The organism is Dendrosporobacter sp. 1207_IL3150, from assembly GCF_036763085.1.
In the GTDB taxonomy this organism is placed as follows: Bacteria; Bacillota; Negativicutes; order DSM-1736; family Dendrosporobacteraceae; genus JBAIYU01.
On the sequence record NZ_JBAIYU010000017.1, the window covers coordinates 47,259 to 60,554 of the forward strand.

At 38.3% G+C, this 13,296-nt stretch carries 15 protein-coding genes and 3 tRNA genes; 12 read left to right on the forward strand and 6 right to left on the reverse strand.

Annotated elements, in window-relative coordinates; all coding sequences use genetic code 11:
* Positions 1 to 50 precede the first annotated feature (50 nt).
* The 5 genes from V6C17_RS09235 (at position 51) to V6C17_RS09255 (ending at position 2,802) form a co-directional block, all read left to right on the forward strand.
* Positions 51 to 458, forward strand: coding sequence for a (deoxy)nucleoside triphosphate pyrophosphohydrolase (locus V6C17_RS09235; RefSeq protein ID WP_333522287.1), 408 nt, complete (start codon positions 51 to 53; stop codon positions 456 to 458).
* Between the two features lie 81 nt (positions 459 to 539).
* Positions 540 to 1,022, forward strand: coding sequence for a hypothetical protein (locus V6C17_RS09240; protein ID WP_333522288.1), 483 nt, complete (start codon positions 540 to 542; stop codon positions 1,020 to 1,022).
* 74 nt (positions 1,023 to 1,096) lie between these two features.
* The gene (locus tag V6C17_RS09245; RefSeq protein WP_333522289.1) at positions 1,097 to 1,264 is read left to right on the forward strand and encodes a hypothetical protein; all 168 of its coding nucleotides are present in this window, start codon (positions 1,097 to 1,099) and stop codon (positions 1,262 to 1,264) included.
* Between the two features lie 185 nt (positions 1,265 to 1,449).
* Positions 1,450 to 2,061 carry an acetate uptake transporter gene (locus tag V6C17_RS09250; RefSeq protein ID WP_333522290.1) on the forward strand — a complete coding sequence of 204 codons (612 nt, stop codon included), beginning with the start codon at positions 1,450 to 1,452 and terminating at the stop codon, positions 2,059 to 2,061.
* A 171-nt stretch (positions 2,062 to 2,232) separates the two neighbouring features.
* Positions 2,233 to 2,802, forward strand: a complete 570-nt coding sequence (locus V6C17_RS09255; RefSeq protein WP_333522291.1) for an N-acetylmuramoyl-L-alanine amidase — start codon at positions 2,233 to 2,235, stop codon at positions 2,800 to 2,802.
* Positions 2,803 to 2,904: 102 nt separating this feature from the next.
* On the opposite strand, the gene V6C17_RS09260 is transcribed toward V6C17_RS09255, so the two are convergent.
* The 4 genes from V6C17_RS09260 to V6C17_RS09275 form a co-directional block, all read right to left on the reverse strand.
* Positions 2,905 to 2,981 (reverse strand) — tRNA-Met (locus V6C17_RS09260).
* A 6-nt stretch (positions 2,982 to 2,987) separates the two neighbouring features.
* A tRNA-Tyr gene (locus V6C17_RS09265) sits at positions 2,988 to 3,072 on the reverse strand.
* A 4-nt stretch (positions 3,073 to 3,076) separates the two neighbouring features.
* Positions 3,077 to 3,152: transfer RNA gene (locus V6C17_RS09270), tRNA-Thr, on the reverse strand.
* Positions 3,153 to 3,285: 133 nt separating this feature from the next.
* Entirely contained in the window at positions 3,286 to 3,513 is a 228-nt protein-coding gene (locus V6C17_RS09275) for a hypothetical protein (protein ID WP_333522292.1), read from the reverse strand.
* Between the two features lie 223 nt (positions 3,514 to 3,736).
* Here V6C17_RS09275 and V6C17_RS09280 point away from each other — a divergent pair, with 223 nt between their 5' ends.
* The 7 genes from V6C17_RS09280 (at position 3,737) to V6C17_RS09310 (ending at position 10,981) form a co-directional block, all read left to right on the forward strand.
* Positions 3,737 to 4,309, forward strand: coding sequence for a glycerol-3-phosphate responsive antiterminator (locus tag V6C17_RS09280; protein WP_333522293.1), 573 nt, complete (start codon positions 3,737 to 3,739; stop codon positions 4,307 to 4,309).
* A gap of 220 nt (positions 4,310 to 4,529) precedes the next feature.
* Positions 4,530 to 5,258, forward strand: a complete 729-nt coding sequence (locus tag V6C17_RS09285) for an MIP/aquaporin family protein (protein ID WP_442891478.1) — start codon at positions 4,530 to 4,532, stop codon at positions 5,256 to 5,258.
* A gap of 88 nt (positions 5,259 to 5,346) precedes the next feature.
* Complete coding sequence (gene glpK, locus V6C17_RS09290) at positions 5,347 to 6,843, forward strand: glycerol kinase GlpK (RefSeq protein WP_333522295.1); 1,497 nt, start codon at positions 5,347 to 5,349, stop codon at positions 6,841 to 6,843.
* A 145-nt stretch (positions 6,844 to 6,988) separates the two neighbouring features.
* Positions 6,989 to 8,461, forward strand: a complete 1,473-nt coding sequence (locus V6C17_RS09295) for an NAD(P)/FAD-dependent oxidoreductase (RefSeq protein WP_333522296.1) — start codon at positions 6,989 to 6,991, stop codon at positions 8,459 to 8,461.
* Positions 8,461 to 9,741, forward strand: a complete 1,281-nt coding sequence (locus V6C17_RS09300) for an NAD(P)/FAD-dependent oxidoreductase (protein ID WP_333522297.1) — start codon at positions 8,461 to 8,463, stop codon at positions 9,739 to 9,741. The genes V6C17_RS09295 and V6C17_RS09300 overlap by 1 nt, the downstream gene beginning before the upstream one ends.
* Positions 9,741 to 10,112: a DUF1667 domain-containing protein gene (locus V6C17_RS09305; RefSeq protein WP_333522298.1), complete on the forward strand. Its 372-nt coding sequence runs from the start codon at positions 9,741 to 9,743 to the stop codon at positions 10,110 to 10,112. Before V6C17_RS09300 ends, V6C17_RS09305 begins: the two co-directional genes overlap by 1 nt.
* A gap of 206 nt (positions 10,113 to 10,318) precedes the next feature.
* Complete coding sequence (locus tag V6C17_RS09310; protein ID WP_333522299.1) at positions 10,319 to 10,981, forward strand: TerC family protein; 663 nt, start codon at positions 10,319 to 10,321, stop codon at positions 10,979 to 10,981.
* Positions 10,982 to 11,008: 27 nt separating this feature from the next.
* On the opposite strand, the gene V6C17_RS09315 is transcribed toward V6C17_RS09310, so the two are convergent.
* Positions 11,009 to 11,884, reverse strand: coding sequence for a hypothetical protein (locus V6C17_RS09315; protein WP_333522300.1), 876 nt, complete (start codon positions 11,882 to 11,884; stop codon positions 11,009 to 11,011).
* Between the two features lie 146 nt (positions 11,885 to 12,030).
* Complete coding sequence (locus V6C17_RS09320) at positions 12,031 to 13,251, reverse strand: S1C family serine protease (protein ID WP_333522301.1); 1,221 nt, start codon at positions 13,249 to 13,251, stop codon at positions 12,031 to 12,033.
* Positions 13,252 to 13,296: the final 45 nt, after the last annotated feature.

Consider the following 13,296-nt stretch of genomic DNA (forward strand, 5'->3'; position numbering starts at 1 on the left):
ATAGGATAAAAATAACAAAACAAAAATCAGTCATTTAAGAGGTAATAAAAATGAAAGAAGTAACTGCTGCTTTAATATTAAATAATGGAAAGATTTTAGTAGCAAAACGATCCTCAGATGATGATCTAGCTAACTTATGGGAGTTTCCTGGGGGAAAAATAGAACTTGGTGAGTCGCCTGAAAGTTGTCTAATCCGAGAACTGGATGAAGAGTTAGGGATAAAAGTGAATGTCGGCGATTTTTTCATGGAAACTGTTCATGAGTATGATAAAGGGGTAATTAAGCTTATTGCATATTGGGTATTTTGGAAAAGTGGTACGATTGCTCTCAATGTACACGAAGAAGTAGCCTGGGCAACAAAAGAAACTATTTTGCAATATAATTTTGCCCCTGCTGACGTACCAATCGTTACGAAGCTGCTATCCGAACCATATTGGAAAGAGCTTGAAGATGATTAATGCGAATACGCGAAAAATTCATTCTATTTCAATATAACTGGAATATAATGCTATCAAAAAGTATGAAAGAAGGGCTAGGGCTTGCAAGATGAGTGCGATGTAATGCCTGACATACTAACAGAGGAATATAAAGCTGTACTAAAAAACTTAGCAAGTAAGTTTACGGATATATTAGGATACAAAGTGGATTTTGTTCTTAGAATTCAGGATAAGCAGCATTGGCATATTTCATATATAAGTCAAAATGGATTTGCTTTGATAGTTAGTCTTTGTAATACGTCTGGCTCACGATTATATAATGGCTTTTATGTAGATAGACCAACGGTATTCATTTATCGCTTCGATGTAAGGCCGTCAGGAAAAGGTTTCGGATCGAAAATAATAGATATATTACTTGGAGAAATATACCTTAAGACGAATTTTGAACGAGTAGGTCTTTTATCTAATGCAAAAGTAGACGGGTTTTGGTGTAAGTTGGGGTTTGAGCATTTTGGCAGCGATGAAAAATGGATGAAATTCGATCTTACTAATAAAAAATACTATACTCAAAATCTTTTTACATAACATCTTTTGGCAAAAATTGACAAATAGCTTATAATATAATTACCATATAAGGGGCGATGTGGAGGCGAGAAAGCATGGAGATTGACGAATTAGCCAAAATTAGGCTAAAAATTGCCGATTTATCAAATCGGCTTTGTTATCAAAACGAAGAACCCGAGATTAAAGAACGTATAATGGCTGAATTGGAAAAACTAAGTGAAGAATATATTAAGCTTAAGAATAAATCTTATATAAAAGTTTAGAAATGTTTAATAGCACGGTCTCATGACCGTGCTTTGTTATTGGATAAATTTACAGGTAAATTTTAAGGTACAGACATGGATAATTTTTGATTAAAATAATTAATTAAATTATTTTAACTACAGTGATTGACACAATATGACCAAATATGATATTTTAAAAATACTTTGTATTTAGGAGGTTATTAATGAGTACTGGTAACACGCAAAATGTAAAAATTACTGTTGCAGATCCTTCGGCATTAGGTTTAGTTGGACTTGCTATGGTTACACTGGTTGCATCGTCCCAAAAATTAGGAATAACTACAGGGGTAGCGTTTGTATTGCCTTGGGCTATTTTCTTAGGTGCTATTGCCCAATTAATTGCTAGTATTTATGATTTCAAGCACAACAATATTTTAGGAGCAACTACATTTGGCGCCTATGCTTTATTCTGGTTTGGTGTAGGAACTAGCTGGCTGATAAAATTAGGTGTTTTTGGTCCTGCTCTAGCTGCTACCGCTGATCCAAAACAATTAGCATTTGCATTTATTGGATATTTAATCTTTTCCTTATTTTTGACTATTGGCTTCATGGAAACAAACAAAGTTCTTTTTTCAATTCTCGTCCTTATTGATATTCTTTTACTTTGTTTAGCGATTGATACTTACAGTGCTAACCATACAGCACATACTATTGCAGCTTGGTCTGAATTGATAATCTCTTTACTATCTTTCTATGGTTCAGGTGCAGTGGTTCTAAATCATCACTTTGGCAAAGTGTTTTTACCTGTTGGAAAGCCTTTTGGCATTTTTAAATAAAATCATTAATAGCCCTCTATCAGCTGATAGAGGGCTATATTTTTGCCTCATTATGACTCTTTCCACTTATATTACGCTGTTGCTATAGTTTCATTTTAAGTTCTTTAGCAATACCAATTAAGATGGCATAATATATTATAAGGTTGAGAACCAAAGGAAGGAGTGCTGTACATGAGAAAGATTAATTTGGATGAACTTAGAATAATGGCCGAAAATGCAAAAGCCGGTCTAAAAACAGTTGCCGAAAACCTTGGACGCCCGGTTAAGATATATATTCATTGGTCAGCTGGACATTATGATCAATATTATAATGACTATCATATTAATATCGGTAAAAATGGCGAATTATTTGTCAGTACGGACGATTTTAATGAATATAAGCTGCACACCTATCACCGTAACAGTGGTGCAGTTGCGATATCTGCTGCTTGCGCTTATAATGCTCACTCGGCTAATGATCTAGGCCCAGAGCCTCCTACTGACTATCAGATAGAGGGAATTGCTCAATCACTAGCAGTTCTAACAAAAGCATTAGATATACCTATTGATAATAAACATGTTATGACTCATGCTGAAGCTGCGGATAATTTGGATGGTGATTTTCGTTGGCATGAACCTTATGGTCCCGCATCTACTGTTGAACGATGGGATTTTTGGGTAATAAAAGAAGGAGACGAACCTGGGTCCGGTGGGGATATTTTGCGCGGTAAGGGAGTCTGGTACTGCAATAATGGGCTTTAATTTTAAAAAGGCTTTTGCTCAAGGTGAAGTAGATACTATACTAATCGTGCCTTTTTGAGAAAGTAAAAAACCTCACTATAGAGTGAGGTTTAATTAGCATTGTGGTGGCGGCGCAGGGATTTGAACCCCGGACACTTCGGGTATGAACCGAATGCTCTAGCCAGCTGAGCTACGCCGCCAAAATATGGTGGATGGGGTTGGATTCGAACCAACGAAGGCAGAGCCGGCAGATTTACAGTCTGCTCCCTTTAGCCACTCGGGAACCCATCCATTATGGAGCTGGCAAGAGGACTTGAACCCCCAACCTGCTGATTACAAGTCAGCTGCTCTACCAATTGAGCTATGCCAGCAAATCGCATTAGCGACAATATGCATTATATATCATATTTACGATATATGTCAACTGAATTTTTATGTAGATTTTATGGAATTAAATAGGGGTGGACATTTCCACCCCTATTTGGTATTGTTACTAAGGATATATTATGCAGGCATTTCCGAAGTCCCTGAAGTATATAACGGCTTTTCTTCAGCGCTTGATTCAAGACCTGTGCCTTTAAAAGCGTTTTCATTTTGAATAGTAGGCGAAGAGGCGTTGGTAGTAGTTGTTGATGATGATGTTGTTGGAGTAGTAATAGTAGTAATAATGTTATTAGGAGTATCAGTGTCGGTATAGGCATTAGTAATTGGGTTATTACGTTCATTATCCATAATTATCACCTCTTGTGTATTTTTAGTGTAAAAGCGTTATTCTAATTTTTAAATAATCACCTCCTGAAAAATAGTTTCCCCAAAAGTTTTTTTTACGAACTAAATTTTTTTGTTTTTTGGAAGGTATTATTTTCTTTTGTATTTTTCAAAAAGGAATATTTTGAATTTAACCGAAATTCATTTATATGTAATATTATTTTAAGTAAAAGAGATGTGAGTAAAAATGGGACAAACAACAATCTGCGATAGATTATTCACGGAAGGATCGATTGTGCCTGCAGCTCGCACTATTAGTGATTTTAAATGTGCGTTATCAAGCACTAGTGCCCAAAGTGTAATATTGTTATTTGGCGATATTATTGTATTACCCGAACTTATAGCCGAGGCTAAAAAATATAATAAGCGGTTGCTTGTACATTTAGACTTGTTAGGCGGTTTTGGAAAAGATAAAGCTGGCATTAAATTCTTGGCTAGAATGGGAGTCACTGGTGCTATTACTACTAAACCCCAACTGGTAAAATATGCTCGTGAAGAGGGCATGATTGTAATTCAAAGACTTTTTTTAATGGATTCAGAAGCGCTGCGTTCTGGAATTCATCTATTACATAGTTGTAAACCAGACGCGGTAGAAATATTGCCTGCTTCTGTTCCAGCTGCTACAATACAAGAACTTTTTAAAGAGACTGGGTTGCCAATTTTAGCTGGTGGTCTAATCTATACTGCCGAAGATGCGAAGACTGCATTAAGTCGAGGTATCCATGCTGTAAGTACCAGCAGACGAGAATTATGGAAATAAAATAATTTTTTTAATTTAAAGGAATATTATGACAAATGTCTAATATCATTTATTAAGTAAATATTTTGGACGAGAGATACTAGAGAAGTTCATTATAGATTTAGTCATGCAGGCTAGGTTTGTTTTGGGCTTCTTTTTCTATGTCTAGTCTAATGCTAAAAGGGGTTGATATCAGACAACAAAAATTTCGGACTTATAAAAATTTAATGAGGGGGATCGTATTATGACAAATTTATTTGGTGAATTTTTTGGTACTATGGTGTTAATGATTTTTGGTTGTGGTGTTGTCGCTAACTGCCTTCTTAAAAAATCAAAAGCTGAAGGCGCAGGCTGGATGGTAATTACCGCAGGTTGGGCATTTGGTGTAGTTCTCGGCGTTTTTTCAGCGGTTGCTACGGGAGCTCCGCAAGCCGATTTGAACCCAGCAGTAACTCTTGCTAAAACTTTTATGGGCGTTTATACTATGCCTCAAGCTATTGCGACAATGGGCGCTGAATTACTTGGCGGTATCGTTGGTGCAACGATTGTTTGGTTGGCTTTCTTACCACACTGGGAAGTTACTGAAGATAAAGGTGCTAAACTTGCGATATTCTGCACAGCTCCTGCTATTCGTAACACTGGCGCTAACTTACTTTGTGAAATTATTGCCACTGCAATGCTTGTACTAATGATTTTTGCTATATTCTCTAAAAATACTGGAAGCATTCCAGCAGGCTTTGGTCCATACTTGGTAGGTATTTTGGTTTGGGCATTAGGTTTAAGCTTGGGCGGTCCTACTGGTTATGCGCTAAACCCTGCTCGTGATCTTGGACCTCGTATCGCACATGCAATTCTTCCGATTGCTGGTAAAGGTGATTCCGACTGGGGATATTCATGGATTCCAGTTGTTGGTCCTCTTGCCGGTGCAGCAGTTGCATATGTTATCGGTCATGCTATAGGCTTAATGTAATATAAACACTTATTGGTATTTAAGGTATTTGATTATGGTTGGTATTTAGTTTGATTGTTAATAAAAATATATTTGAGGAGTGGCTGAAATGACTAAGAAGTATGTTTTAGCGCTAGACCAAGGAACTACAAGCTCAAGAGCGATTCTATTTGATCAGTCATCTAATATTGTTGCCGTTGCCCAAAAGGAATTTACTCAAATATTCCCTAAACCAGGCTGGGTTGAGCACAATGCTGAAGAAATTTGGGGAACTCAAATTGGTACAGTTGCTGAAGTAGTTGCTAAAGCTGGTATTTCACCGACTGAAATTGCTGCAATTGGTATTACTAACCAACGTGAAACTACAGTTGTTTGGGATAAGAATACTGGCAAGCCGGTTTATAATGCAATAGTTTGGCAGTCTCGTCAAACTATGGATATTTGTAATGATATCAAGGCAAAAGGTTTAGCATCTATGTTCAGAGAAAAAACTGGATTAGTTGTAGATGCTTATTTCTCCGGTACTAAGGTTAAATGGATTCTAGATAATGTTGAAGGCGCTCGCGCTAAAGCAGAAGCTGGAGAGTTACTATTTGGAACAATTGACACTTGGCTTATCTGGAAGTTAACTGGCGGTCAAGTTCACGTTACAGATTACTCAAATGCTTCCCGTACATTAATGTATAATATCCGCGATTTGAAATGGGATGAAGAGCTTCTTGATGTGCTTACCGTTCCAGCATCTATGCTGCCTGCAGTTCGCCCATCTAGCGAAGTATATGGCAATACCGATCCGGCAATATTCCTTGGCGCGACTGTTCCTATTGCAGGGGCTGCTGGTGACCAGCAAGCAGCATTGTTTGGTCAAACTTGCTTTAAGCCGGGTATGGCGAAAAACACCTATGGTACTGGTTGCTTTATGCTTATGAATACAGGCAGTGAATTGTATTCATCTAAAAATGGCTTATTAACAACTATTGCTTGGGGCATTGAAGGTAAAGTAGAATATGCTCTAGAAGGCAGTATTTTCGTTGCAGGTTCTGCAATTCAATGGCTTCGTGACGGTCTAAAATTGATCGAAGCTGCTGCTGACTCAGAGTATTATGCTCAAAAGGTAGCCGATGCTGAAGGTGTATATGTAGTACCTGCGTTTGTTGGTTTGGGTGCTCCATACTGGGATATGAAAGCTCGTGGTGCTATTTTTGGGCTGACTCGTGGTACAACTAAAGCTCACCTTACTCGTGCAACTTTAGACTCAATGGCATATCAAACTAAAGATGTACTTAGTGCTATGGAAGCTGACTCTGGTATCAAACTGCAAGCCCTAAAAGTAGACGGTGGTGCAGTAGCAAATAACCTTCTAATGCAATTCCAAAGTGATATTCTTGGCGTTCCAGTGGATAGACCTGATGTTACTGAGACAACAGCACTAGGGGCAGCTTATCTTGCTGGCTTAGCAGTTGGTGTATGGAATAGCAAAGAAGATTTAATTGAGAACTGGAAGCTAAACAAACGTTTTGAGCCAGAAATGGAAGATGCAAACCGCGCTAAACTTTACAGTGGCTGGCAAAAAGCTGTAAAACGCGCAATGGACTGGGAAGAGTAAACTAATTTACTATAAATAAATACGGGCTAGAGAGTTAAGAGACGGTCCTTTAGGGCGACTGCTTTGATATTAAAGCAGTCGCCCTTGGGTCGTCTCTTTTCTGATATATAAGATATATTAATGCCCGTGGATAAAGAGGAGTGACATGATGCAAAAGGTAACCAAGGCAGATATCGTAATTATTGGCGGAGGTATCGTAGGTACAGCTATTGCTAGAGACTTGTCAAAGTATAAGCTTGATGTTGTTTTAGTTGAAAAACAGCCTGATGTGGCTGCTGGAACTACTAAAGCAAATAGTGCTATACTTCATGCGGGATTTGACGCACACCCAGATACTTTGAAGGCAAAATTAAATGTGCGTGGCAATGCGCTGTATCACGAGCTAGAAAAAGAATTGAATTTGGATATCAAGTGGACAGGCTCTTTGGTTGTCGCAAAAACAGATGAAGAAATGGAAACTATAAACGAGCTATTAGTACGTGGAAATGAAAATGGCGTACCAGGGCTTGAAATTCTGTCTAAAGATGAAGTGTTAGCAAAAGAACCTAATCTATCAACAGATGTTAAAGGAGCACTTTGGGCGCCTTCTGCTGGTATATTTCTGCCTTTTGGCGCAGCAGTAGCATTTGCTGATAACGCTATAATGAATGGCGTAAAGGTAATAACTGAATGTACAGTCGAGGAAATATTAATTGAAAATGGACAGGTTACAGGTGTCCAAACAGACAAGGGAACAATAAACTGCAAATACGTAATTAATGCTGCTGGCGTACACGCCGATGATATTAGTCGTACTGTAGGTGACAATAGTTTTAGTATTAAGCCACGTAAAGGTGAGTATATTTTATTTGACCGTAAAGTTGGCGGTTTAGTAAACACCGTAGTTTTCCCAGCTCCTAGTAAAGTAAGTAAAGGTATATTGATTTGCCCCACTGTTCACGGTAATTTTTTTATTGGACCTAACGCACAAGATATTGAAAATAAAGAAGATATATCAACAAGCCCAACTGGTATGTCTGAAATAATTGATAGAGCTCAAGGCTTATTGCCGCACATTCCTCTTAGGGAAGCCATAACTCAGTTTTCAGGAATAAGAGCAGCAGCCGATTGCGGAGATTTTGTAATACGTAAGTCTGACTACGCTGCAGGGCTTATACATGCAGCAGGTATTCAGTCACCTGGGCTAACAGCTGCACCTGCCATTGCTGAGTTTGTAACTGAGATATTAGAAAAAGATGGTCTGCAATTAATTAAAAAAGATGACTTTAAACCTGAAAGCACAAAGCAGATAATATTTAAAGAGCTTAGCTTAGATGAAAAGCAATCTCTTATCGAGGAAAATCCCCTTTACGGACGCGTGATATGCCGCTGTGAGACCATAACTGAAGGAGAAATTGTTGCAGCAATCCATCAGCCATGCGGCGCAAAAACGGTAGACGGAATCAAACGCCGGACTCGAGCTGGTATGGGGAGATGTCAAGGTGGATTCTGCGGTCCGCGCGTAACAGCAATTTTGGCAAGAGAGTTAAATATTTCGGTTGCCGAGGTACGTAAAGAAACAGCAGGATCATATCTGTTTTTCGAGAAAATTCCTGGAGATTGTGAGGTTAAGAGCTAATGAATAATCATAATTATGATGTTGTTATAATTGGAGGAGGTCCTGCTGGTTTAGCAGCCGCATATAGTGCCAAACTTAATGGTGCGAAAAAAATCTTAGTGATAGAGCGCGATAGAGAACTTGGCGGTATTCTTCAGCAATGCATTCACAATGGCTTCGGCCTTCATCGCTTTAAACAAGAACTTACTGGGCCTGGCTATGCTCAGCGTTATATAAAAATGGTTGAGGAACATCCTGAAATCGAGATAATGTTAGATACCATGGTGTTAGAGGTTAGTGAGGACAAATTAGTATTAGCAGTGAATCCTGAAGTAGGTATTTTAAAAATCCAGGCTAAAGCTGTAATATTTACTATGGGCTGCCGCGAAAGAACAAGAGGGGCAATACGTACACCAGGATGGCGTCCAGCTGGAGTTTTTACAGCCGGTGCCGCTCAACGAATGGTTAATATGGAAGGCTATATTCCAGGTAAAAAGGTCGTTATCTTAGGGTCTGGTGATATTGGGCTGATTATGGCAAGACGTTTAACCCTAGAAGGAGCCCAGGTGCAGGCTGTACTAGAAATTATGCCATATTCAAATGGCCTTACTCGCAATATCGTACAGTGTTTAGAGGATTTTAATATTCCTTTGCATCTTGCACATACCATTGTTGCTATTCAGGGTAACGAGCGTATAACTGGAGTAACTTGTGCCAAGGTAGATGAAAATATGAGACCAATACCAGGTACAGAATTTGAGTTAGAGTGTGATTGTTTATTGCTTTCAGTAGGTCTTATTCCAGAAAATGAGATTTCCGAAGAGGTCGGAGTAAAAATAGATCCCAAGACAAGTGGACCAATAGTTGACCAGAGACGTCAGACTTCAATACCTGGCTTTTTTGCAGCAGGTAATGTAGTTCATGTACATGATCTTGTTGATTTTGTGTCTGAAGAAGGCGAAATAGCCGGAAAATATGCTGCTTTATACGCGCAAGGCATACTTCCAGAAAGTTACCGTACAATTAACGTTTTAGGTGAAAATGCCATTCGAACAGTGGTTCCGCAAAAAATTGTACTTGATGATACAAGCATAGATGCAGTTCGCTTATTTATGCGTGTTGGAAAACCTGAGGAAAAATTGATTGTTGAAGTTACGGGCGCAAAAGAACAAGTAATAGCTACGAAGCGGCTGCCAATTGCAAAACCGGGCGAGATGATAGAATTAGATATACCTGTAGACAAATTTAGAGATGCTGGTGAATTTGTTGTTGTGACATCTAGAAAGGCGGTGAAAGCATAATGAATTCTTCAAGAAAACTTAGCTGTATTGTATGTCCAATTAGTTGCAGCGGCGAAGTTGTATTCGAAAACGGCCAGATTAAGGATGTTAGTGGCTTTAACTGTAAGCGTGGTGTAGAATACGCAAATACAGAGGTTACTAATCCTATGAGAATGCTTACTACAACCGTAAAGGTAGATGATGGTGAACTAGCACTATTACCTGTAGTTTCTAAAGCAGTTCTCCCAAAAGGAAAAATACTACCTGCAGCGCGTTGTTTAGCGAGTATTAAAGTGACTGCGCCGATCAAAGAAGGCGATATAATATATCGGGATATTCTAGGCCTTGGTGTAGACATTATCGCTGCACGTGACTTAGCAAAAAGAAATTAAGATATAAGCAAAAGAAAACCTGGATTTTCATTCCAGGTTTTCTTTTGCTTTTTAAAGAGTATGTATTTATTTCCAAATATAAACTAGAATACTCATTTAATTAGTTGAATAGGTTTCTCAGAGTAGTAATTACATATTCTTACTAACATTACAAGAATAGCTTACGGTAATAATAATAATGCTAAATCATTTTTATGGTGGTGAACATGGATTATTTATTTAGTTTGTTAAGTATTATTACGGTAAATTTAGTTCTAAGTGGTGATAATGCCTTAGTAATTGCTTTAGCATGCCGTAGGCTGCCGGACAAACAAAGAAAAGTAGCAACAATTATCGGTGGAGCAGGGGCGATTATACTTAGAATTGTGTTAACCTTTTTAACAATTTATTTACTTCAAATACCATACTTACAATTAATGGGTGGTCTACTGCTATTTTGGATAGCTCTTAAACTTGCTAAAAATGAGCACCACGATAATGAGAATGTTTCAAATGCCTGCAGCTTAGGGGAGGCAGTTAAGACTATAATTGTAGCAGATGTGGTTATGAGCTTAGATAATGTTATAGCTATAGCGGGCGTTGCTAAAGGTGATGTTAGTCTTTTGATTGTAGGTTTAGCTATTAGTATTCCTCTAATAATTTGGGGAAGTAAGCTTATAAATATGCTTATGGAAAGGTGGCCAATAATTATAGTAATTGGAGCCGCTTTTTTAGGATGGACCGCGGGCGAAATGATCACAAGTGATACTAAAACTATTGAACTATTGACAAAGTATCCTTGGCTCAATATAGCGTTTCCAGAGGTATTTGCCGGCCTTATTGTCATTGTTAGTATGATATCATCTAAAAAGCGAATACGAAAGAGATAACTAGCTTAGACAGCTAATAAATCTGTATTAGAATTTCATTTCACCATTTATATAAATACCGCGCTGGCGACTTGTAGCTTTATCCCAAGATATATCCGGACTCAAGTCTTCCCATCCTCTATAGATATCCATTTGCTTAAAACGATAACCAACAGTAACTGCCCCATTTTTAATGACAGAAAAGCGCAGACCTGCTTGTGTGTCTATAATTTGGGCTATACCCATATGCCTAAAATCTAAGTCTCTGAGGTTCCAATAGCCATGTCCTTGCGCGATCGCCAGAGGGGAATACTTAATGGTGCCCACAGCGGTTATTTTCGAAGATAGTTTCTTTTCTGATTCAATACCAATGAATGGACCATGATAGATCATTGTATAGGTAGAATGAAGATTTTCAAGTTGCAGAGGCGGAGATTCTATTTGGTAATTTGAAATGTAATATACTCCGTCTGTCATTAAATAATTACTCTTGGAATAGCTATAACCATAACTTAGACTATTAGTGTCATTTAGTTTTTTTACCCAACTAATTTCGATGAAATTTGCAGCTCCGCTAGTATTAAACTCGCCATAATACCAAAGATTATTACCCCCTAAGGGGTAGTTCCAGTCAGAATCGCTGCCTGTTGCATTTTGGATTTGTCCCATAAATCCACCAGCAACTCTCAGCGTTTTTTTATTGGTTAGGGGAGTTTCGAGACTTACAGTAGTATAATTGCCTGAATGAGGGTATTTAAGTTCAGATGAGCCATACCCGTTTGCATTGAGGGGAAATGAAGTACGCCACATTTGTGAGCCGTCTACAGCCCAATTACCTATTGAGATAGTAGCGGCTTTTACTGAACTATTTTGCGCTATGGCAGACAAAACAAAAACGATGAAAAGAACCATGAATTTCGACACTGGTAAGCTCACCACTTTACATAATATTTTTAAAAGTTATTCGATGACGATCTAGCTACTACCTCTAAAGTAAGCAGTGGTAATATCGGGAATAAAATTACTAAATTAAGTAAAAAAACCTGCATTAGCAGGTTTTTTTACTTAATTTAGTTATCTGAAGTTTCTTTGGTTTGTGTAACATTTTGATCAGTAGTTATTGCTGCTTGAGCTTTTTTCCTTTTTAGATAGATAAATATTATACTTACTGCTACGACAAGCGTGATTAATAGCCCGAGATAAGCGTAATAATCTGGCCAATAACGCTTATCATTACCTTCAGCTATATTTTTCTGACATTCAGCTATTAAAGACTCCACTTCGGAATGCTTAGCATACAGTCGTTTTACCTCTTCAAATTTTGTTAGAGCTTTTGTATAGTAGCCCTTCCAATAAAATTCTAAACCCTCACGGTAAGCTTTATCGGTAAGGCTCTCATCATTAGTAGCTCCGGCCTTGCGTACATACTCTTGTACAGTATTTGAAGCCATGCAGTAAAGAGGACCATTTAGAGTGCCGTTAGCATTCATGTAGAACGTAAGTAGGCCAATTACCTGACCATCACTATTAAGTACTGGACCACCAGAATTTCCCGGAGTTACTCCTTCAGCGTTTACTTGAATAAGAGGTGCTCCTTGTGCGGTCGATTTCTTATCAGAGGAAATGGAACCAGGAGCCCAAGACCACTCAAGCTGAGAATTTTTCGACCCAATGCTTCGTAGATCACCAGCACTTGGATAACCTGCAACAAAAATTCGTTCTCCGGTGCGTACTTTATCCGAATCGCCCAATCTTAATGTTGGGAAATTGCGACCTTCGACTTTGATTATGGCAATATCCTTGCCAGATTTTTCACCTGTTGATGCTCCTATTTCTTTTAGATCAAAAGGTAATTCTTCGCCACCTGGTGTAACAACTGTAAATACTGAAGATATTTTGCCGAGACGCGCATAGCCTTGTGTAATAAGAGCAATAGCTTGTTCTTTCGGGAGATTGTAGTTTTCCATAAGTGTATAGACTAGCTGCCAAGCCAAGTTTTCCCACTTCTTATTGTCGTCATGGTTATATACATCAACAACATGGGCATTAGTCATAATATATCCGTCTGGGTTTATAAAGGCGCCGGATCCAAATCCTCCATAATAAGCCGGAATCTGATAGTTACCAATTGTCCAAGTTCCGTAATAGTAAGCCCACACTCTGACAACCGCTGGTTTAGTCAATTTTGCTAGTTTTTCCTCCGAAGTCCATTCTTTACTGGCGGCAAATACACTCAATTGAGACAAGATAAATAGTATGACTAATGTCACTATAAAAAGTTTTTTAGTCATTGAATCACAACCTTTCGCCTTGCTTATACTATAGGCTATTCAATG